Genomic DNA, 19070 nt, shown 5'->3' with positions numbered 1-19070 from the left:
AAAGACGCAATGCGCGTCATTCATGGGATGACGCTGACAGGGGCCACACGGCATGATGAGCCAAAAGGACAATGACGCTTCACAAGGAACCGTGATGGACCACATCGATCTGCAGCAACCGCTCTGGATGCTGATCACCTTCGTCGCTCTCGGCGCCCTCTGCGCACGCCGCCTCGCGATCGACCCGCGCCCCATCGCCACCTTGCTGATCTATGTGATCGCGCCGCTGACCTTCTTCCGCGGGCTGGTGCTCGGCGAGCCATCGCTGAGTGATCTGGGCCTGACGCTGGGACTGTTCTCGCTGGCCAGCAGCATCTGCCTGCTGGTGCGCCCACTGGCCGCGAAGTTCTTCCCGCCGCAGGAAGCCGCCCTGCTCGCCTTCTCCTCGGGCACCGGCAATACCGGCTACTTCGGCCTGCCGGTCGCGATGCTGTTGCTGCCGCCGGAAGGCGTGGCCCAGTACCTGTTCTGCCTGCTCGGCATCACGCTGTATGAGTTCACGCTGGGCTTCTATGTCAGTGCGCGCGGGCAGTTCTCGATGCGCCAGAGTCTGGTCAAGATCGTGCGTCTGCCGCTGATCTACGCCTTTCTGGCCGCCCTGCTGGTGGGGACGCTGGGGCTCGAGGTACCGGGGGCGGTGATGGAGGGACTCGACTACTTCAAGTACAGCTACACGGTGCTGGGCATGATGATCATCGGCATGACGCTGGGCGGTGTCAGCCTGCGCGAGATCGACCCGCGCTTCATTCTGGCGGCAACCGGCCTGCGCTTCGTGATGTGGCCGCTGCTGAGTCTGGGCAGCGTGATGCTGCTGGGCAGCCTGTTCGCTCTCGACCCGGTGCTGGCGCAGGTGTTGCTGCTGCTGGGCGTGGTGCCGATGGCCGCCAATGTGGTCGTGCTGGCCATCGAGCTGAATATCCAGCCGGCCAAGGGCGCGATCGCGGTGATGCTGACCACCCTGGCGGCGCCGCTGATCATCCCGCTGTATCTGTCATGGATGCTGGCGATCAGCGGCCTGGGGTGAGGCTCAGGCGCCGGCCATCTCAGGCGTGACGGCGTCGGGCGTCGCGGCCGGCGCCGGACGCGGCATCAGATGGCGCGGCGCCGTCTCGAGGATCTGACCCTGCCAGTCGATCAGGTGCAGCGCGCCTTCGGCATCTTCCGCCAGCGCGGTGCAGTGCTCGACCCAGTCGCCGTCGTTGCAGTAGAGCACGCCTTCCTCGACCCGGAAGCCCGCCTGGTGGATATGCCCCCCGACATAGCCATCCAGCCCTTCGAGACGCGCCTGGCGCATGGCGGCTTCCTCGAACTGGGCCACATAGCGCTGGGCGGTGCCACTACGACGCTTGAGCGCGCTGGCCAGCGACCAGTACGGCAGCCCGAACATGCCACGCGCGCGGTTGCACCAGCGATTGAGCGACAGGATGAAGCCGTGCATGCCATCGCCCAGCTTGAGCAGCCACGGCGCGATGCGCACATGGGTGTCGAATTCGTCGCCGTGGGAGACCAGCAGGCGGCGACCGCTGCCGGTGGTATGGATCGCGCGCCGCTCGATGCTCACGTTGTGCAGCTTCAGGCCGCACAGGCGACGGAAGGCGGCATCATGATTGCCGGGAATGTAGATGACCTCACAGCCACTGCGCGCCAGACGCAGCACCCGTGCCACCAGCGCCTGCTGGTCCTTGTCGAGCACCGCACGCTTGCGCATCGCCAGCAGGTCGACGATATCGCCGACCAGATACAGGCGTTCGGGGCGCACGCGACGCAGCAGCTTCGCAAGCAGCGCCGCCTGGCAGTCCGGGGTCCCCAGGTGCACATCGGAGATGAACAGCGTGCGAACCTGACCGAGAGCGTCGGGAGCAGGCGGCATTTCAGCACGGGGAGCCGATTGCGGAGCGGTCATGTCAGTCACCTCTGGGTTGCCAGGCGGAATCGACAGGCGAGGCCCAGATGGCCCCTGTCGTTGCCCAGCAAGACTGAGGGGAGGCGATGACATACCCGTAACAGCGACATGAAAAAGCGATGACAGCCATTGCCATCAATCACTTGCAGCATGAATGAAGGGAAGATCGCGGGCTTTTTTACGCCTGAGGGTCGTTGGCGCCCGCCATGGCCCGCCGCCGAGCGCGCTTCTGACGATACATGCGGTCATCCGCGATATGGATCAGATCATCGACATCCACATCGCCCTGCAATACCGGGTCGTGGGTGACGCGCCCGATGCTGACCTCGACCGGGAAGGGAATTTGCTGCTCCAGGCGTTGCTCCTGAAGATGGCGCATCAGCTGGGTCGTCGCCTGCTGGCTGGCCATATCACAGGCTCCGGGCATCACGACCAGGAATTCATCGCCGCCCAGGCGGCATGCCAGCCCGTCTTCACCGGCCGCCTGGGCGACACTCCGGGCCACCAGCTGGATCAGGCGATCGCCCTCGGCGTGCCCGAAGCTGTCGTTGACGTGCTTCAGGCGATCGACATCCACGAACAGGATCGACATGCATTGCCGGGTGCTCGTGCTCTCGGCCAGCATCCGCTCGAGAAAATCAAAGCCGAAACGGCGATTGGGCAGCCCCGTCAGCAGATCATGATTGGCGCGGTATTCCAGCTCGTTCTGCTGGGTGAGCAACCGCTGATTCATGTCGTGCAATTCGAGATTGCGCGCCTCCAGCGTGCGCTGCAGCCGGATGGTGCGATGGAAGGTCGAGGCTCGGGCATGCGCCAGTGCCGGCGCAATGAAGAGGGTCCCCAGGATATAGGCACCACCCGCACCGGCCAATGTCGTCAACGACAAGGGACTCAGCCACACATAGATGGGCACATAACACAGTATCAGCGGCAGGCTGCTGGCCAGCTGGTAGCGCCAGCCCCACACCAGCCAGGCGGGCATGGCGATCAGCATGCAGGTCGAGAAACTCAGGTTCCACAACGTCAGCGTCAGCGCATCCGGAATCAGCGCGGCACCGAAGCAGAAGAACAGGTTGGCGGGTATCGCACCGGCCAGCAGGATTCTGTCCGCGTACGCATCGCCGCGGCGCAGCTGGAGGATGCACAGCAGGCAGCAGAGGAAGATGATCAGCCGCCCCACCCACAATGCCTGCCAGGCAGACGGCACCTGGAAATAGTCAAACAGCAGGAAGCAGGCGAAGCACGCCATGGCGAACATGATGAAGGTATTGTTGATTCGCGTGCGATAGTGCTGCGCTTCGATATCCGAACCGTCCCTGCCCGGCAATATCAGATGTTCATGAAGCGGCATGTTCCATCCTCGACACTCGGTAGCATCAGCCAATGTTACACCGCGCGCAGAGCACACCTCACTGGAATAAAGAGTTGATCAGTAAACGCAAGATTACCGTCTGCCTGATAGAACAATGTGCTGTGTCATCAGGCCGGCCAGGCGAAGCAAGGGCAAAGAGGCGTCGGCAACACAAACGCGCCGGCAACACGAACGAAAGCGCCCTGCTGTCGTCATCCACCTCGATGGCGACAGCAGGGCGCTGAAGGTAAAGCCAAGGCCAAGGCAATACCAGGTCACGGCCAGCTCACGGCCTGAGCGTCATGACACCTTCTGGCGCACCCCGGCCGGCACATAGATGCGTGCAGAGGCGGCATCTCCCAGCCAGTACCCCGAGAAGATGCCATACAGCCCTGCCGCCATCAGCCCGCCGATGAACAGCGTGAAGTGGGTGATGTCGCCCAGCGGCAGGAAGCTGATGATCAGCGTCACCGCCGAGGAGACCAGCAGCGCCTTGACCGCCGCGACGTTGACGCCCTTCTCGAAGAAGTACTCGCCTTCCGCGCTGTCGGTGAACAGCGCCTTGGTGTTGATGCCGCCCTTGTTGACCAGATAGTGGTCAAACAGGATCACGCCATACACCGGGCCGATGGCCGCGGCGAGGATGCCCACGGTGTACTGGATGATCTCCGGGTTGTTGAACAGATTCCACGGCGTGATGAAGATGGAGCCGACGGCGGCGAGCATGCCGCCCATGCGCCAGCTGATGCGGGACGGTGCCACATTGGAGAAGTCGAACGCCGGGGACACGAAGTTGGCCACGATGTTGATGCCGATGGTCGCCAGCACCAGGGTCAGGATGCCCAGCGCTGCCGCGACGCCATTGTCGATGCGGGCGACGGTCTCCATCGGGTCATGCAGCATCTCGCCGAAGATGGGCTGCGTACCGGACACCACCACCACGGTGATGACGGCAAACAGCAGGAAGTTGACCGGCAGGCCCCAGAAATTGCCGCGCTTCACATCCCCGGGGGTAGCGCAGTAGCGCGAGAAGTCCCCGAAGTTGAGCGTCGGCCCCGCGAAGTAGCCCGCCACCAGTGCCGCGGCGATCACCATCTGCCACAGGGCGTCGCTGCCAGAGAGCGTCTTGCTGCCCAGCGTGAAGCTGATGTTGTCCCAGCCGGCCTGCCAGACGATCCAGCCCGCCAGCGCGAACATCACCACATAGACGGCTGGCCCGGCGAAGTCGATGAAGCGGCGCACCGCATTCATGCCCCACCAGAACACCAGCGCCTGCAGCACCCACATGAACAGGAAGCAGTACCAGCCCAGCTGCGAGAGCCCGAACAGCTGGGTCTCGGTCAGTCCCTCCAGCGACGGCACATAGCGCAGCAGCACCAGCATCAAGGCATGCGCCGCCAGATATGTCTGGATGCCGTACCACACCACCGCGATCAGCCCGCGGATGATCGCCGGAATGTTGGCACCATATATGCCGAAGGACTGACGGCAGACCACCGGGAAGGGCACCCCCGTCTGCTGGCTGGGCCGCGAGATCAGATTGGCGAACACCTGCACCACCAGAATGCCGACCAGCATCGAGACCAGAATTTGCCAGCTGGCCAGCCCCAGGGTGAACAGACTGGCGGCAAAGACGTAGCCACCGACGCTGTGCACATCGGACATCCAGAACGAGAAGATGTTGTACCAGTTCCAGTTCTGCTCGCAGGGGGCGAGGTCCTCATTGATGAGCCGCTTGCTCGCGTTGCTCAGATCAGGGGGAGTCTGGGGTGTCATTGTTGTCTCCAGAGGGGCTTGTGGGCCATGGGCCAGTCACGAGGCGTCATGCCTCGCCATACCCTCCCCTTATCAACAAGCGTGCCAGTGAAACACTTGTTGCGGATTTTCAATCTCCAAGCGTTTTCCCCAGGGCCCGCTCTGCGCAACACCCCTGCCAGTAATGCCATGCGCGCGGCAACCCCTTAGACATCAGGCACCATCAACTTCCGCTGTATTAGCCATATGCACCACAGCAGCGCACCGCCAATGAAACGAACGTTGCGCCAGCAGGTGTCGCCGCGACTGGCACGGATGCTGCTCGTGTTTTGTGTGCTCCGCTCGTACGGCCCTGCATCCGACGCGCGCCATCACGAAAAAGCCCGACACGCGAAAGTCCATCACGAGCCCCCATCATGAGAGAGCCCGCCATGTTGCATCTCAAGGTCATCAATCCCAACACCAGCCAGGCGATGAGTCAGCAGATGGCGCACTCGCTGCAACGGCAGCTCGCCCGGGACGTCCACCTCGAGGTGCTGACTGCCGAGCATGGCGCCCCCAGCATCGAGACCGCCGTGGAGGAAGCCATGGCGGTGGTCGCGCTGCTGGCGCTGATCGCCCGTGATCGTGAGGGCCTGCTGGAGACCCCGCCCGCCGATGGCTATCTGCTGGCCTGCTTCGGTGACCCCGGCCTCGAGGCCGCCCGTGAACTGAGCCCCGTGCCGGTGATCGGCATCGCCCAGGCCGCCATGCACATGGCCACGCTGGCGGCTCCCTCCTTTGCCATCGTCACCAGCATGACCAGCACGCTGCCGATGTCCGAGCAGCTGCTGGAGCGCTATGCGATGCGCCCTCTGTGCAAGGCGCTGCTGGCCTGTGACGTACCGGTACTCGCGCTGTCCGAGGCGCGCACTCCCCCCGCGGCATTGCTGGAGAGCTGTGAACACGCCAGAGCCAGCGGTGCCGGCAGCATCGTGCTGGGCTGCGCTGCGATGGGGCCGCTGCGTGATGCCATCGCGTCAGAGATCGGCCTGCCGGTGGTCGACCCGCTGCTGGCGGGGCGCGACCTGCTGCTGACCCTGATGCGCCAGCCCGCTGTCGCTCGCACGATGCAAGCGGGTGAGGTGAAACCTCTCAGCGGTGTCTTTGCCCAAGGCCTGGTGGCCCTTTGACCCGCCAGCAAACTGCCCTTGGCTGGCGCCTCGCGACCGAAACGCAAACGCCCCCTCACTGCTGCCAGTGAAGGGGCGTTTGCTTTGGCCAACTCTGACTCAGTGCTTGTCGTTCGACTCTCCCGAGAGGCTGCGATCGCCGACCACCGCCGTCACCAGCTTGCCGATGCTCAACCCCTGCACGAGGATCGAGAACAGCACGATGATGTAGGTGGTGACCACCAGCGGCTCGCGGAAGTCGCCTTCAGGAATCGCCAGTGCCAGCGCCACCGAGATGCCGCCGCGCAGGCCACCCCAGGTGAGCACGCGCGTGGTGCCGGGGCGGAAGGTGTACCAGCGGCGCAAGAGGCTCAGCGGAAGGCCGATCAGCGCCAGGCGCGAGAGCAGGATCACCGCCACCAGCACCAGCGCGATGCCGATCGAGGTCAGCGTGATCGGCATCAGTACCAATTCGAGGCCGATCAGCACGAACAGCACCGCGTTGAGAATCTCGTCGACCAGCTCCCAGAAGCCGTCCAGATAGCGGCGGGTGTTGTCGGACATGGCGCCATCACGCGCCATGTTGCCGATGATCAGCCCCGCCACCACCATCGCGATGGGGCCGGAGACATGCAGCGCCGAGGCCAGCGCATAGCCGCCCAGCACCAGCGCCAGACTCAGCATCACCTCGACCTGATACTGGTCGATGCTGCGCATCAGCTGGTAGACCAGCGCGCCCAGCGCCAGCCCGAGCAGGATGCCGCCGCCGGCTTCCTCGAGGAACAAGAGCCCCATGTGGCCGAGCTCGACCTCACCGCTGCCGGCCGACGCCGCACTCAGCAGCGCGGTGAACAGCACCACCGCCACGCCATCATTGAACAGCGATTCGCCGACGATGCGGATCTCCATGTCGGCAGGCGCGCCGGCACTGCGCATGATGCCGAGCACGGCGATCGGGTCGGTGGGCGAGATCAGCGCACCGAACACCAGACAATACAGGTAGGGCACCTCGATACCGGCCCACTGGAACAGCCACCAGGCGGCGGAGCCGATCACCAGCGTCGAGATCAGCACGCCCAGCGTGGCCAGCAGGCCGATGGAGCGCCGGTAGGCCTTGAGGCGCGAGAGGTCCACGTGCAGCGCGCCGGCAAACAGCAGGAAGGACAGCATGCCGTCCATCAGCAGGCTGTTGAAATTGATACGTGCCAGCCAGTCTTCCGCGGTATCGGCCACGACGGTGGTCACCGCGAAGTGATCGAGCCCGATCACGCCCAGCGACAGCACCAGGCCGATGGCCATCACGCCGATGGTAGGCGGCAGCCGCAGGACGCGATGATTGAACCACATGCACACGGCAGTGATGGTGATGAACAGTGCAGCGAGATTGAGCATCCGAAAATGGTCCTTTGCAGTGGCGCCGATACCCCTGATGGCATGACGTCCTTGTCATTCTTTCCAGTTCTTCTGTCGCGTGAGCGGCCGCGTGGCTGCCCAGAGTGGCTCATGGCTACCAGAGATCGCCGTGGCGTTCACGGTGGCAGAGATAGAGACGCAGCTCGAACTCACGTTGATGATACTCCGGCTGCATGTGACAGCAGAGCCGGTAGAACGCCTTGTCGTGGGCCTTCTCGCGCAGATGCGCCAGCTCATGCACCACGATCATGTTGATCAGCGGCTCCGGCAGCCGCCGGAACAGCGACGAGATACGGATCTCGTTCTTGGCCTTGAGCTTGTTGCCCTGCACCCGCGACACGAAGGTGTGCAGCCCCAGGGCGTTGTCGATGACGTGAATCCGGTCGTCGTAGATCACCTTGCTGATCGGCGCCGAGCTGCGCAGATACTGATTCTTCAGCGCCATGGTGTAGTCATGCAGCGCCCGCGCACCCTGCAGCTGATGAGGCTCGGGATACCTGCCGAGAAAGAAGGCTGCCGTCTTGCCCGACGCCAGCAGTTCACTCGCCTGCTGTTGGATCTCGGGGGCGTAACCCTTGAGATAGCGTAGATCAGCCACTGGGCATCTCTCCTGTTGCTGTCCGAAGGAGGGCCAGAGACAAGAAAACCCGCCGAGGCGGGTTTTCTTGTCATGGCGCCGAAAGCGAGGGGCGAGACGTCCGCCACCTGCCAGGCCTGTCGAGCTAGCGGATTTACAGGCCAGCGGCAGCCTTGAGGCCAGCGGCACGATCGGTCTTTTCCCACGGGAAGGCGGTGAAGGTTTCGGTCTTCTGCTCGCCGCTCACGTCGGTCCAGCTGTAGCTGTGCTCGAACGGCTCACGACCGAAGTGGCCGTAGGCAGCGGTCAGCTGATACATCGGATGCGCCAGGTCCAGCATGGTGGTGATGGCGTACGGACGCAGGTCGAAGTGCTCGCGCACCAGCTCGACGATCTTGGCATCGCTGATCTTGCCGGTGCCGAAGGTGTTGATCGAGACGGAGGTCGGCTCGGCGACACCGATGGCGTAGGAGACCTGGATCTCGCACTTGTCGGCCAGGCCGCTGGCGACGACGTTCTTGGCCACGTAGCGACCGGCATAGGCGGCGCTGCGGTCGACCTTGGACGGGTCCTTGCCGGAGAAGGCGCCACCACCGTGACGGGCCATGCCGCCGTAGGTGTCGACGATGATCTTGCGACCCGTCAGACCACAGTCACCCACCGGGCCACCGATGACGAAGTTGCCAGTCGGGTTGATGTGGTATTCGGTGGTCTCGGACAGCCACTCGGCCGGCAGCACCTGCTCGATGATCTCGCGCTTGACCATCGCGCGCAGGTCTTCCTGGGACACTTCCGGGTCATGCTGGGTCGACAGCACGACGGCTTCGACGGCGACCGGCTTGCCGGCTTCGTCGTAGCGGAAGGTGACCTGGCTCTTCGCATCCGGGCGCAGCCACGGCAGCATGCCGTTCTTGCGCAGTTCCGCCTGACGCTCCACCAGACGGTGGGCGTAGTGGATCGGCGCCGGCATGAAGGAGTCGGTCTCGTTGGTGGCGTAGCCGAACATCAGGCCCTGGTCGCCCGCGCCCTGATCTTCCGGCTTGGTGCGATCGACGCCCTGGGCGATATCGATGCTCTGCTTGCCGATCAGGTTGAGGACACCACAGGTCTCGCCGTCGAAGCCGACGTCGGAAGAGGTATAGCCGATATCGGTGATGACACGACGTACCAGCTCCTCGAGATCCACCCACGCGCTGGTGGAGATCTCACCGGCCACGATGGCAACGCCTGTCTTGACGAGCGTTTCGCACGCCACGCGTGCCTGCTTGTCGCGCGCGATGATGGCATCGAGCACGGCGTCGGAAATCTGGTCGGCAATCTTGTCCGGATGCCCTTCGGACACGGACTCGGATGTGAAGAGTGAGTATTCGCTCATTGGTCCTCGACCCTCTTTTCGGATGCGGGGATGATTCGGCCACTGACGGCAGACTGCGTTGACGACCGAGTAGAAACACGCTTGCGGCGCACGATGAAGCTCAACACGGGCGGTTGAGCCTCGGGGGGGCGAGTTTACACGCCACTTATGTGAGTTCCTAGCGCAATGGGGCCCGTGGGGCCGTCCAATCGAGACCTTTTTGCGACAAGCGCTGCACACAGGGTAATAAGCCGTTGCCACCTTTGGACGAGCGCACATCCCGGATGCGATTTGCCGCGCCCTGTCATCTCGGTGACAATACCCGCCCGGAGATCACGCTCGGACGCGAGTCCGCGCGTACAAGGTTCACGCGACGCACTGTCCTTTCCGGCGCACTGTTTCAGGCGCACAGTCCTGAAGGAGATCCAGGCAGCAGCATGCCCTGGCTCTCGGGATGCACTGAGCGTCCGGCGCAGCACGCCGTGATTCATTGCCCCACTCTTGACGCCCGCAGGCGAGGAGCTACTGCATGCCTTCCCGTTTTGACCTGGCCAACGCCATCCGTGCACTTTCCATGGACGCCGTTCAGAAGGCCAAGTCTGGCCACCCCGGCGCCCCCATGGGCATGGCCGACATCGCTGAAGTGCTCTGGAACGACCACCTCAAGCACAACCCGGCCAACCCGAACTGGGCCGATCGTGACCGCTTCGTGCTGTCCAACGGCCATGGCTCCATGCTGCTCTACTCCCTGTTGCACCTCTCGGGTTATCAGCTGAGCCTTGAAGACCTGCAGAACTTCCGCCAGCTGCACGCCAAGACCGCCGGTCACCCGGAATACGGCTACGCGCCGGGCATCGAGACCACCACCGGTCCGCTGGGTCAGGGTCTGGCCAATGCCGTCGGCATGGCGATCGCCGAGAAGACACTGGCGGCGCAGTTCAACCGTCCGGGTCACACCGTCGTCGACCACACCACCTGGTGCTTCCTGGGTGACGGTTGCATGATGGAAGGCATCTCCCACGAGGTCGGCTCGCTGGCCGGCACCCTGGGTCTGGGCAAGCTGATCGCCCTGTATGACGACAACGGCATCTCCATCGATGGCGAAGTCGAAGGCTGGTTCACCGATGACACCGCCAAGCGTTTCGAGTCCTACGGCTGGCACGTCGTCTCCAACGTCGACGGCCACAAGCCGGAAGAGATCAACGCCGCCATCGCGCTGGCCAAGAGCCACGACGACAAGCCGAGCCTGATCATCTGCAAGACCGTGATCGGCTTCGGCTCCCCGAACAAGGAAGGCACCGAGTCCTGCCACGGCGCGCCGCTGGGTGGTGACGAAGTCACTGCCACCCGCGAGAAGCTGGGCTGGACCCACGCGCCCTTCCACGTTCCGGAAGACATCTATCAGGGTTGGGACGCCAGCGAGCGCGGCGCCAAGCTCGAGAGCGACTGGGATGCACGCTTCGCCCGTTACGCCGAAGCACACCCGGAACTGGCCGCCGAGTTCACCCGTCGCCTGGAAGGCAAGCTGCCGCACGCCCTGACCAGCGAGAAGATGATCGAGGATGCCCAGGCCGCCGGCGACAGCCCGGCCTCGCGCAAGGCCTCCTTCGAGTGCCTGAACCAGCTCGGCCCGCAGCTGCCGGAACTGCTCGGCGGCAGTGCCGACCTGGCCCCGTCCAACCTGACCTTCTGGAAGGGCGCCCAGGCGATCACCCGCGAAGACTTCAGCGGCAACTACCTGCACTACGGTGTGCGTGAGTTCGGCATGGGCGCGATCATGAACGGCGCCGGTCTGCACGGCGGCTTCATCCCGTACGGCGCGACCTTCCTGATCTTCATGGAATACATGCGCAACGCCGTTCGCATGGCCGCCCTGATGGGTCAGCAGGCCGTCTACGTCTTCACCCACGACTCCATCGGTCTGGGCGAAGATGGCCCGACGCACCAGCCGATCGAACAGCTGACCAGCCTGCGCACCACGCCGAACCTGTCCACCTGGCGTCCGGCGGATGCCGTGGAGACAGCGGCAGCGTGGGATGCGGCCATCAAGCGTCACTCCGGCCCGACCGCGCTGATCCTGTCGCGTCAGAACCTGCCGCACCAGAACCGCGACAAGGCCCAGCTGGCCAACATCAGCCGTGGCGGTTACGTGCTGAAGGACGCCGCCAACGGCCAGCCGGAAGTGATCCTGATCGCCACCGGCTCCGAAGTCGGCCTGGCGATGGATGCCGCTGCCGAGCTGGAAGCCGCCGGTCGCGCCGTGCGTGTCGTGTCCATGCCGGCCACCGACCTGTTCGATGCGCAGGACGCGGAATACCGCGAATCCGTGCTGCCGTCTTCCGTCACCGCGCGCGTGGCGATCGAAGCCGGTCATCGTGACTACTGGTTCAAGTATGTCGGCCTGAACGGCGACATCATCGGCATGGAGACCTTCGGGGAATCCGCGCCGGCTGGCGACCTGTTCAAGCACTTCGGTTTCACGGTCGAGAACGTGGTCGAACGCGCCAACAAGCTGCTGGGCTGATCACCGCCTGACCCACCCTGTCGATGACGGAGTGGGATGCAGATCGACGCCGCCGCCTCCCGCTGGGAGCGGCGGCGTTTTCGTCTGTGCGACACTCGAGGAGCCCTCAAGCGTCACCGGCTGTCGCCTGTAGTCGACGTGGCTCACACGAGTCGCGTCTTGATGACACGATTCATCCTGCATGAGCGGTCATTCTCCGGCGATCATGCCCGCGACAGACAGCGCAGACGGCGACTACACAACCCCTCCAGTTGGGTAGTGTGACTACGTGTCCTTAGACGAAAAAAACCAGAAATCAGGCGCTTGCGCGCCTTTCGCTCCCTCCGCCCAGCAAAGCGATGCGCTACCATGGACCCCCTGAAAAACACTCGGAACACGACATCCTTGAACCACCAGCCGCCTCTGCCCACCGCCGATGCTCCCCAGGGAGACAAGGCGTCCCGACGCCAGGGAAACGCTCCCTTGCGAGTGGCCATCAATGGCTACGGACGCATCGGTCAGTGTGTGCTGAGAGCGCTGGTAGAACGTGAAGCACGCGGTGAGGCACTGCCGCTGGAAGTGGTCGCGATCAACGAGCTGTCAGACCTGGACACCATCACCTATCTGACCCGCTACGACACCACCCACGGCCGCTTCCCCGGCACGGTGGAACAGCGCGACGGCCAGCTGGTCGTCAACGGCCATGCGATCAGCATCCTGTCCGAGGCCAATCCAGATTGCCTGCCCTGGCGGGCATTGGGGATTGACCTGGTGCTGGAGTGCTCCGGCAGCTTCAAGGACCGCGCCACCGCCGAGCGTCATCTAGCGGCAGGCGCCGGACGGCTGCTGTTCTCCCAGCCCGGCGATACCGACGCCGATGTCGATGCCACCATCGTGTGCGGCATCAACCAGTCGGCGCTGGCCCCCGCCGAGGCGGGACAGGCAGGCAGCGGCATGCGCATCGTCTCGGCGGCGTCGTGCACCACCAATTGCCTGATTCCGATTCTGACGGTGCTGGAAGAGGCCTTCGGACTGGAGCGCGGCGTCACCACCACGGTGCACTCGGCGATGAACGACCAGCCGGTGATCGACGCCTACCACCAGACGGACCTGCGCCTGACGCGCTCGGCGATGAGTTCGATCGTGCCGGTGGACACCGGCCTGGCCAAGGGCATCAACCGCCTGATGCCGCACCTGGAAGGACGCTTCGAATGTCTGCACCTGCGCGTGCCGACCATCAACGTGTCCTGCATGGACATGTCCATCGAGGTGAAGCGTGACGTGAGCGCCGCTGAGGTCAATGACCTGCTGCGCGAGGCCTGCGCCCAACGACTGCAGGGCCTGATGGGATTGAGCGAGGAGCCGACGGCCTCCATCGACTTCAACCACGATCCGCGCTCGGGTATCGTGGATGCGACCCAGACCCGTGTTGCCGGCGGCCGGCTGATCAAGATGCTGTGCTGGTTCGACAACGAATGGGGCTTTGCCAATCGCATGCTGGACGTCGCCACCCATTGGCACGCCTGCGAGATGACAACGCCTCTGGCGAGGGAAGCTCTCTCCACCGATTCACGACCAAGGAACCCGTCATGAACGTGCAAACGATGACCGCCCTCGACCTGTCCGGAAAGCGTGTGCTGATCCGCGAAGATCTCAACGTGCCGATCCGCGACGGTCAGGTGACCAGCGACGCGCGCATCCGTGCCAGCCTGCCGACCATCAAGGCGGCACGCGACGCCGGCGCACGCGTGATGCTGATGAGTCATCTGGGCCGCCCCACCGAGGGTGAGCCGGAAGACCAGTTCTCGCTGGCACCGGTCGCGGCACATCTGGGCGAGCTGCTGGGCAGCCCGGTGCGCCTGATCAACGACTACCTCGACACGGCACCGGATGTCGCCGAAGGCGAGGTCGTGCTGCTGGAGAACGTGCGCTTCAACAAGGGCGAGAAGAAGGACGAGGAATCCCTGTCCCGCGCCTACGCCGCGCTGTGCGATGTCTACGTGATGGATGCCTTCGGCACCGCGCACCGTGCCCAGGCCTCGACCCATGGCGTGGCACGCTTCGCCCCGGACGCCTGCGCCGGCCCGCTGCTGGCCGCCGAGCTGGAAGCCCTCGAGAAGGCACTCGCCGCACCGCGTGCGCCGATGGTCGCCATCGTCGGTGGCTCCAAGGTCTCCACCAAGCTGGACGTGCTCAAGGCGCTGTCCGACAAGTGCCATCAGCTGATCGTCGGTGGCGGCATCGCCAACACCTTCATCGCGGCGGCCGGTTACAACGTCGGCAAGTCCCTCTACGAGGCTGACCTGCTCGATACCGCTCGCGCACTGATGGACAAGGTCGAGATCCCGCTGCCGACCGACGTCGTCGTCGCCACCGAGTTCTCCGACAAGGCCGAAGCCGTCGTGCGCGCCGTCGCCGACGTCCAGGACGACGAGATGATCCTGGATATCGGTCCGGAGACCGCCTCGCGCTTCGGTGCACTGCTCAAGGACGCCGGCACCATTCTGTGGAACGGCCCGGTCGGCGTGTTCGAGATCGAACAGTTCGCCAACGGCACCGAACAGCTGGCGATGGCCATCGCCGAGAGCGACGCCTTCTCCATCGCCGGCGGTGGCGACACCCTGGCGGCCATCGACAAGTACGACGTCGAGTCGCGCGTCTCCTACATTTCTACCGGTGGCGGCGCCTTCCTCGAATACGTGGAAGGCAAGGTACTGCCGGCCGTTGCGGCATTGGAAGCCGCAGCAAGCTGAACCCGCCTGTGTCCTCATTGGCGCAGGCTTAGAGTCACGGCCACAAGGTCGCTCCCCGTCAGCTGACGGGGGGCACCCGACGCTTCTCCACTCGATTCCTCAAAAAGACAGGTGATGTCATGGCATTGATCAGCATGCGCCAGATGTTGGACCACGCAGCCGAGTACGGATACGGCATCCCGGCGTTCAACGTCAACAACCTCGAGCAGATGCGCGCCATCATGGAAGCCGCCGATCACACCGATTCTCCGGTGATCGTCCAGGCCTCCGCCGGCGCACGCAAATACGCGGGCGCGCCGTTCCTTCGCCACCTCATCCTGGCTGCGGTGGAAGAATTCCCGCATATCCCGGTGGTCATGCACCAGGATCACGGCACCTCGCCGGCAGTCTGCCAGCGCTCCATCCAGCTGGGCTTCAGCTCGGTGATGATGGACGGCTCGCTGGGCGAAGACGGCAAGACCCCGACCAGCTACGAATACAATGTCGATGTGACCCGTCGCACCGTCGAGATGGCCCACGCCTGTGGCGTGTCCGTCGAAGGCGAACTGGGTTGCCTCGGCTCGTTGGAAACCGGCATGGCCGGTGAAGAAGACGGCATCGGTGCCGAAGGCAAGCTGGACCACGACCAGATGCTGACCGACCCGGAAGAAGCCGCCGACTTCGTCAAGAAGACCCACGTCGATGCCCTGGCCATCGCCATCGGTACCTCCCACGGCGCCTACAAGTTCACCAAGCCGCCGACGGGTGACACCCTGTCCATCCAGCGCATCAAGGAAATCCACGCCCGCATCCCCGAGACTCACCTGGTGATGCACGGCTCTTCCTCCGTGCCGCAGGACTGGCTGGAAATCATCAACGAATACGGCGGCAAGATTCCGGAAACCTACGGCGTGCCGGTCGACGAGATCGTCGAAGGCATCAAGCACGGCGTGCGCAAGATCAACGTCGACACCGATCTGCGTCTGGCCTCTACCGGTTCCATCCGTCGCTTCATGGCGCAGAACCCGTCTGAATTCGACCCGCGCAAGTACCTGAAGGAATCCGTGAAGGCGATGCGCGACATCTGCATCGCCCGCTACGAAGCCTTCGGTGCCGCCGGTCATGGCAGCAAGATCGACCCGATCAACCTCGAAGCGATGTTCGAGCGTTACAACCGTGGCGAGCTGGACCCGAAGATCAACTGATCGGGCGGCACCCGCCAAGGCCTCCCTGCCAGCCTGCCCGCACGCAAGCAGGCTGGGAAAGAAGAGAAAGGCGACCCTTCGGGGTCGCCTTTTTTATACGCCTCAGGGTGCCAGCCTCTCGCGCACGCAGGTATCCTTTCGAGATTCCGTTTGGCATTGATCATTCATCACCGTATCGCAGGAGACATCATGGCCTCGCTCAAGGATCAACTGTCCGGGCTTGTCTATTCCACCGAACATGGCGCAACCTGCCCTGAGTGTCGGCGTGCCGAAGCCGAGTGCGAATGTGCCGACCTCGCCGAGCGTGAGCGCCTGGCAAGCCTCGATGGCGTGGTGCGTATCCGTCGCGAGACCAGCGGTCGCAAGGGCAAGGGCGTGACCACCGTGAGCGGGATTCCGCTCGCCGAGAAGGAACTCAAGGCCCTGGCCAAGACTCTCAAGCAGCGGTGCGGCACTGGCGGCAGCCTCAAGGATGGCATCGTGGAGATCCAGGGCGATCACCGCGAGACGCTCAAGGCTGAACTCACGCGGATGGGCTATACCGTCAAGCTGGCCGGTGGCTGAACGCCTGCTGCGCGCACCTTTGCCTTCCATCTCGCTGCACAAGGGATTTCCATGCTGAACTTCATCACGCCACGCCGGCCTTCGGCTCGCACGCTCTCGCTCTCTGGCCTGCTGCTGGCCACGCTCGGGCTGGGTGGCTGCATGACCGGCCCGGACTTCACGCAGCTGGAGGCACGCGTGGTGCCACAGCAGACCTTCACCGCACCACCGGATGCGATGCTGGAAGTGCGCCTGGTGGATGTCTCCCGCGCCGACGCCGAGGCCGGGCTGATTGCCAGTACCCGCTATGGCGGCCTGCGTGAAGGGCCTTTCCCGGTCAGCCTGCAGTACGACCGCAATGCCATCGAGGAGGGCCATCGCTATGCGCTGCAAGCCGATGTGCGCAGCGAGGGTCGCCTGTATTGGATCAATGACAGCGCGGTGCCGGTGCTGGGTGACACCAGCACCTCACAGGGCGAGGTCGAGATCCCGCTCACGCCGCTGCCGCGTGCGCTGGGCCACTGATGGCGCGTGCGCCCGGCCCGATCAGTACGTTCGACTTGACCAGTACGTTCGACTTGACCAGTACGCTCGACTTGACCTGTAGGCCCGTCTCTCACCGATAGGACACCCCAATGGATTGGCTGGAATACCTGTTACCTGTCTTCTTCCTTACCCCTCTGGGTGCCATCGCACTGGTGGTGCTGGGCATGCGCGGCCTGCATGAGCGGCGCATCCAGTCGCCGCTGACCCGCCGCCAGCTGCGTGAACCGGGCCAGAGCCTGCGCGATCGTCTCGACGAGGCCTTCCAGGCGCTGTTTCTCGACGGGGCGCTCGGGCCGCTCATCACCTTGAGTCCGCTGGTCTACGGCATGGGGCGCATGGTGTTCGGCGAAGAGCAGAACTGGCTTGAGTGGGCCGCCTACGGTCTGGCCTGTGCGCTGCTGGTGCTGGTGTTCGCGCTGCGCCTGACGCGTCACTTCCAGCGCATCCGCAAGCTCAAGCTGGGGCTGGCCTGCGAGCTGTCCATCGGTCAGGAACTCGACCAGCTGATCCGCCCGGAACAGCTGACCAGCATGGTCTATCACGACGTGCCGGCCGATGGCTTCCATATCGATCATCTGGTGGTCACCCCCGCCGGCGCCTACGCCATTCGCACCAAGGCGCGCTCGCGGCCGCTGGATGCGCTGGGCGCACTCAAGGATGAGGTCAAGCTCAAGGATGGTCGCCTGTACTTCCCGGGCTATCGCGAGCGCAAACCACTGCGCGAGACACGTACCGCACGCGACTGGACGGCCGCCTGGCTGAAACGTGAATGCGGTGTCGACGTGCCGGTGCAGGGGCTGCTGGCACTGCCGGGCTGGCAGATCGTGCGCGAGGGAACCCAGCGCGAGAATGACCCCGAGGTCGTCAATGGCGAGGGCCTGGCCGAGTGGCTGAGCACCCATTGCATGGCCCCCGAAGAGGGGTGCCCGAGCCTGGATGACGCCCTCAAGCAGCGCATCAACGAGGCGATTCTCGACCGCGTTCAGGCCGAGCGCCTCGCCACCAACTGATCCTCCGCCATGCTCCGGCCCCTCGGAGCATGGCCGCGCCAGACAAAGGCTTGCCAAGGCGCCCCGCCCGGCGTTAAATACGCGCCGGTCCAGCCTTGGCAACCTTATCGCGCTATCGCAATGATGGCGCTCTTGGCGACATATCCCGCATGAAACTCATCACCTTCGACGCTTTTCGTACCCTCGGCATTCCCGGTGTTCGTTATATCAAGCCGGAGCGCATGCTGGATCACCTCGACGAGATCCGCGCCGCCGATATCCTGCTGTTTCCCGAATACTGGCAGATCACCACCCTGGTCTACGGCCTCGGCAAACGCATCTTCCCCAGCCTGCCCAGCTACGCGATCGGCCACGACAAGGTCGAGCAGACACGCGTCTTTCAGGCCATCTGCCCGGACAATGTGCCACCGACCGAGATTCGCGGCGCCAGCCGTCAGGCAATCGACGATATCGAAGCGCGCTTCGGCTACCCGCTGATCGTCAAGGAAGTCAAAAGCTCGATGGGCGTCGGCGTGAAGCTGATCCAGTCGCGTAGCGAACTGGAAGCACATGCGGCGGAGCATCCGGTGCTGTATGCCCAGCCGCGCCTGGAGATCGACCGCGACCTGCGCATCGTGGTGGTGGGTGGCGAAGTCATCACCGCCTACTGGCGCGTCACGCCGCTGGGCGGCTATCGCTCCAATGTCAGTCAGGGCGGCGAGACGGCCTACGACAATATTCCGGCGCCCGCCATCGCCCTGGCCCTGCACCTGGCCGAGGCATTGAGTGTCGATCATGCCGGCTTCGATATCGCGATGGTCGATGGCCATCCGCTCGTGTTCGAGTTCAACCGCCTGTTCGGCAATCAGGGCATCCCGGACAGCTCGCGGCGCATCGGTGCCGCCATCCTCCGCCATCTGGCGCTCGACAGCAGCGACAACGACCCGACACCACCGCTACTGACGCCGCGCCGGGTGCGCCGCGCGACACTCGAGGAAACCGGCTGACATCTTGCGGGCGTGCCACGCGCTGCGCCCTTGCCTGCCCT

The 19070-nt window shown here is 64.2% G+C and carries 16 protein-coding genes; 10 read left to right on the top strand and 6 right to left on the bottom strand.

Going from position 1 to position 19070, the window contains the following annotated elements; genetic code table 11:
• Positions 1-94 precede the first annotated feature (94 nt).
• On the top strand, positions 95-1024 hold the full coding sequence (locus IZU87_RS11710) for an AEC family transporter (protein WP_213114605.1): 930 nt from the start codon (positions 95-97) through the stop codon (positions 1022-1024).
• A 3-nt stretch (positions 1025-1027) separates the two neighbouring features.
• Here the strand turns inward: IZU87_RS11710 and IZU87_RS11705 are convergent, their stop codons facing one another.
• The 3 genes from IZU87_RS11705 to IZU87_RS11695 all read right to left on the bottom strand — a co-directional run bounded on the left by IZU87_RS11705 (position 1028) and on the right by IZU87_RS11695 (position 5030).
• Positions 1028-1903, bottom strand: a complete 876-nt coding sequence (locus tag IZU87_RS11705; RefSeq protein ID WP_234368078.1) for a UDP-2,3-diacylglucosamine diphosphatase — start codon at positions 1901-1903, stop codon at positions 1028-1030.
• A gap of 178 nt (positions 1904-2081) precedes the next feature.
• Positions 2082-3254, bottom strand: coding sequence for a GGDEF domain-containing protein (locus tag IZU87_RS11700; RefSeq protein ID WP_054556325.1), 1173 nt, complete (start codon positions 3252-3254; stop codon positions 2082-2084).
• Between the two features lie 300 nt (positions 3255-3554).
• On the bottom strand, positions 3555-5030 hold the full coding sequence (locus IZU87_RS11695; protein WP_213114604.1) for an NCS1 family nucleobase:cation symporter-1: 1476 nt from the start codon (positions 5028-5030) through the stop codon (positions 3555-3557).
• A gap of 395 nt (positions 5031-5425) precedes the next feature.
• On the opposite strand from IZU87_RS11695, the gene IZU87_RS11690 reads away from it, so the two are divergent.
• Positions 5426-6181, top strand: coding sequence for an aspartate/glutamate racemase family protein (locus tag IZU87_RS11690; protein WP_213114603.1), 756 nt, complete (start codon positions 5426-5428; stop codon positions 6179-6181).
• A 99-nt stretch (positions 6182-6280) separates the two neighbouring features.
• Here IZU87_RS11690 and IZU87_RS11685 read toward each other — a convergent pair whose 3' ends face one another.
• From IZU87_RS11685 to metK, 3 genes are all read right to left on the bottom strand, one after another.
• Positions 6281-7552: a cation:proton antiporter gene (locus IZU87_RS11685; protein WP_213114602.1), complete on the bottom strand. Its 1272-nt coding sequence runs from the start codon at positions 7550-7552 to the stop codon at positions 6281-6283.
• A gap of 115 nt (positions 7553-7667) precedes the next feature.
• Complete coding sequence (locus tag IZU87_RS11680) at positions 7668-8171, bottom strand: M48 metallopeptidase family protein (RefSeq protein ID WP_213114601.1); 504 nt, start codon at positions 8169-8171, stop codon at positions 7668-7670.
• A gap of 133 nt (positions 8172-8304) precedes the next feature.
• On the bottom strand, positions 8305-9525 hold the full coding sequence (gene metK, locus IZU87_RS11675) for a methionine adenosyltransferase (protein ID WP_043335733.1): 1221 nt from the start codon (positions 9523-9525) through the stop codon (positions 8305-8307).
• Between the two features lie 508 nt (positions 9526-10033).
• Here metK and tkt point away from each other — a divergent pair.
• The 8 genes from tkt (at position 10034) to IZU87_RS11635 (ending at position 19029) form a co-directional block, all read left to right on the top strand.
• Positions 10034-12028: a transketolase gene (tkt, locus tag IZU87_RS11670; protein WP_213114600.1), complete on the top strand. Its 1995-nt coding sequence runs from the start codon at positions 10034-10036 to the stop codon at positions 12026-12028.
• Between the two features lie 462 nt (positions 12029-12490).
• On the top strand, positions 12491-13600 hold the full coding sequence (locus IZU87_RS11665) for a type I glyceraldehyde-3-phosphate dehydrogenase (protein ID WP_234368077.1): 1110 nt from the start codon (positions 12491-12493) through the stop codon (positions 13598-13600).
• The gene (locus IZU87_RS11660) at positions 13597-14760 is read left to right on the top strand and encodes a phosphoglycerate kinase (RefSeq protein ID WP_043335739.1); all 1164 of its coding nucleotides are present in this window, start codon (positions 13597-13599) and stop codon (positions 14758-14760) included. The genes IZU87_RS11665 and IZU87_RS11660 overlap by 4 nt, the downstream gene beginning before the upstream one ends.
• A gap of 119 nt (positions 14761-14879) precedes the next feature.
• Positions 14880-15944 carry a class II fructose-bisphosphate aldolase gene (gene fba, locus IZU87_RS11655; protein WP_043335741.1) on the top strand — a complete coding sequence of 355 codons (1065 nt, stop codon included), beginning with the start codon at positions 14880-14882 and terminating at the stop codon, positions 15942-15944.
• A 189-nt stretch (positions 15945-16133) separates the two neighbouring features.
• Positions 16134-16508 (top strand): translation initiation factor Sui1, encoded by a 375-nt coding sequence (locus IZU87_RS11650; RefSeq protein ID WP_043335744.1) that lies wholly within the window; start codon positions 16134-16136, stop codon positions 16506-16508.
• Between the two features lie 51 nt (positions 16509-16559).
• Complete coding sequence (locus IZU87_RS11645) at positions 16560-17012, top strand: YbaY family lipoprotein (RefSeq protein ID WP_054556329.1); 453 nt, start codon at positions 16560-16562, stop codon at positions 17010-17012.
• Positions 17013-17122: 110 nt separating this feature from the next.
• A complete protein-coding gene (locus tag IZU87_RS11640) occupies positions 17123-18043 on the top strand; it encodes a nuclease-related domain-containing protein (RefSeq protein ID WP_054556330.1) in 921 nt (306 codons plus the stop codon).
• A 149-nt stretch (positions 18044-18192) separates the two neighbouring features.
• A complete protein-coding gene (locus IZU87_RS11635; RefSeq protein WP_131431041.1) occupies positions 18193-19029 on the top strand; it encodes an ATP-grasp domain-containing protein in 837 nt (278 codons plus the stop codon).
• The last annotated feature ends 41 nt before the right edge of the window (positions 19030-19070 follow it).

The organism is Cobetia sp. MC34 (assembly GCF_018340035.1).
Classification (GTDB): Bacteria; Pseudomonadota; Gammaproteobacteria; order Pseudomonadales; family Halomonadaceae; genus Cobetia; species Cobetia amphilecti.
This window is presented reverse-complemented; position numbering and strand designations above follow the sequence as displayed.

Excerpts from the sequence above, each read along its gene's own strand:
- IZU87_RS11710 (WP_213114605.1), top strand. The coding sequence starts at position 95 with ATGGACCACATCGATCTGCAGCAACCGCTCTGGATGCTGATCACCTTC.
- IZU87_RS11705 (WP_234368078.1), bottom strand. The coding sequence starts at position 1,903 with ATGACCGCTCCGCAATCGGCTCCCCGTGCTGAAATGCCGCCTGCTCCC.
- IZU87_RS11700 (WP_054556325.1), bottom strand. The coding sequence starts at position 3,254 with ATGCCGCTTCATGAACATCTGATATTGCCGGGCAGGGACGGTTCGGAT.
- IZU87_RS11695 (WP_213114604.1), bottom strand. The coding sequence starts at position 5,030 with ATGACACCCCAGACTCCCCCTGATCTGAGCAACGCGAGCAAGCGGCTC.
- IZU87_RS11690 (WP_213114603.1), top strand. The coding sequence starts at position 5,426 with ATGAGAGAGCCCGCCATGTTGCATCTCAAGGTCATCAATCCCAACACC.
- IZU87_RS11685 (WP_213114602.1), bottom strand. The coding sequence starts at position 7,552 with ATGCTCAATCTCGCTGCACTGTTCATCACCATCACTGCCGTGTGCATG.
- metK (WP_043335733.1), bottom strand. The coding sequence starts at position 9,525 with ATGAGCGAATACTCACTCTTCACATCCGAGTCCGTGTCCGAAGGGCAT.
- tkt (WP_213114600.1), top strand. The coding sequence starts at position 10,034 with ATGCCTTCCCGTTTTGACCTGGCCAACGCCATCCGTGCACTTTCCATG.
- IZU87_RS11660 (WP_043335739.1), top strand. The coding sequence starts at position 13,597 with ATGAACGTGCAAACGATGACCGCCCTCGACCTGTCCGGAAAGCGTGTG.
- fba (WP_043335741.1), top strand. The coding sequence starts at position 14,880 with ATGGCATTGATCAGCATGCGCCAGATGTTGGACCACGCAGCCGAGTAC.
- IZU87_RS11650 (WP_043335744.1), top strand. The coding sequence starts at position 16,134 with ATGGCCTCGCTCAAGGATCAACTGTCCGGGCTTGTCTATTCCACCGAA.
- IZU87_RS11645 (WP_054556329.1), top strand. The coding sequence starts at position 16,560 with ATGCTGAACTTCATCACGCCACGCCGGCCTTCGGCTCGCACGCTCTCG.
- IZU87_RS11640 (WP_054556330.1), top strand. The coding sequence starts at position 17,123 with ATGGATTGGCTGGAATACCTGTTACCTGTCTTCTTCCTTACCCCTCTG.
- IZU87_RS11635 (WP_131431041.1), top strand. The coding sequence starts at position 18,193 with ATGAAACTCATCACCTTCGACGCTTTTCGTACCCTCGGCATTCCCGGT.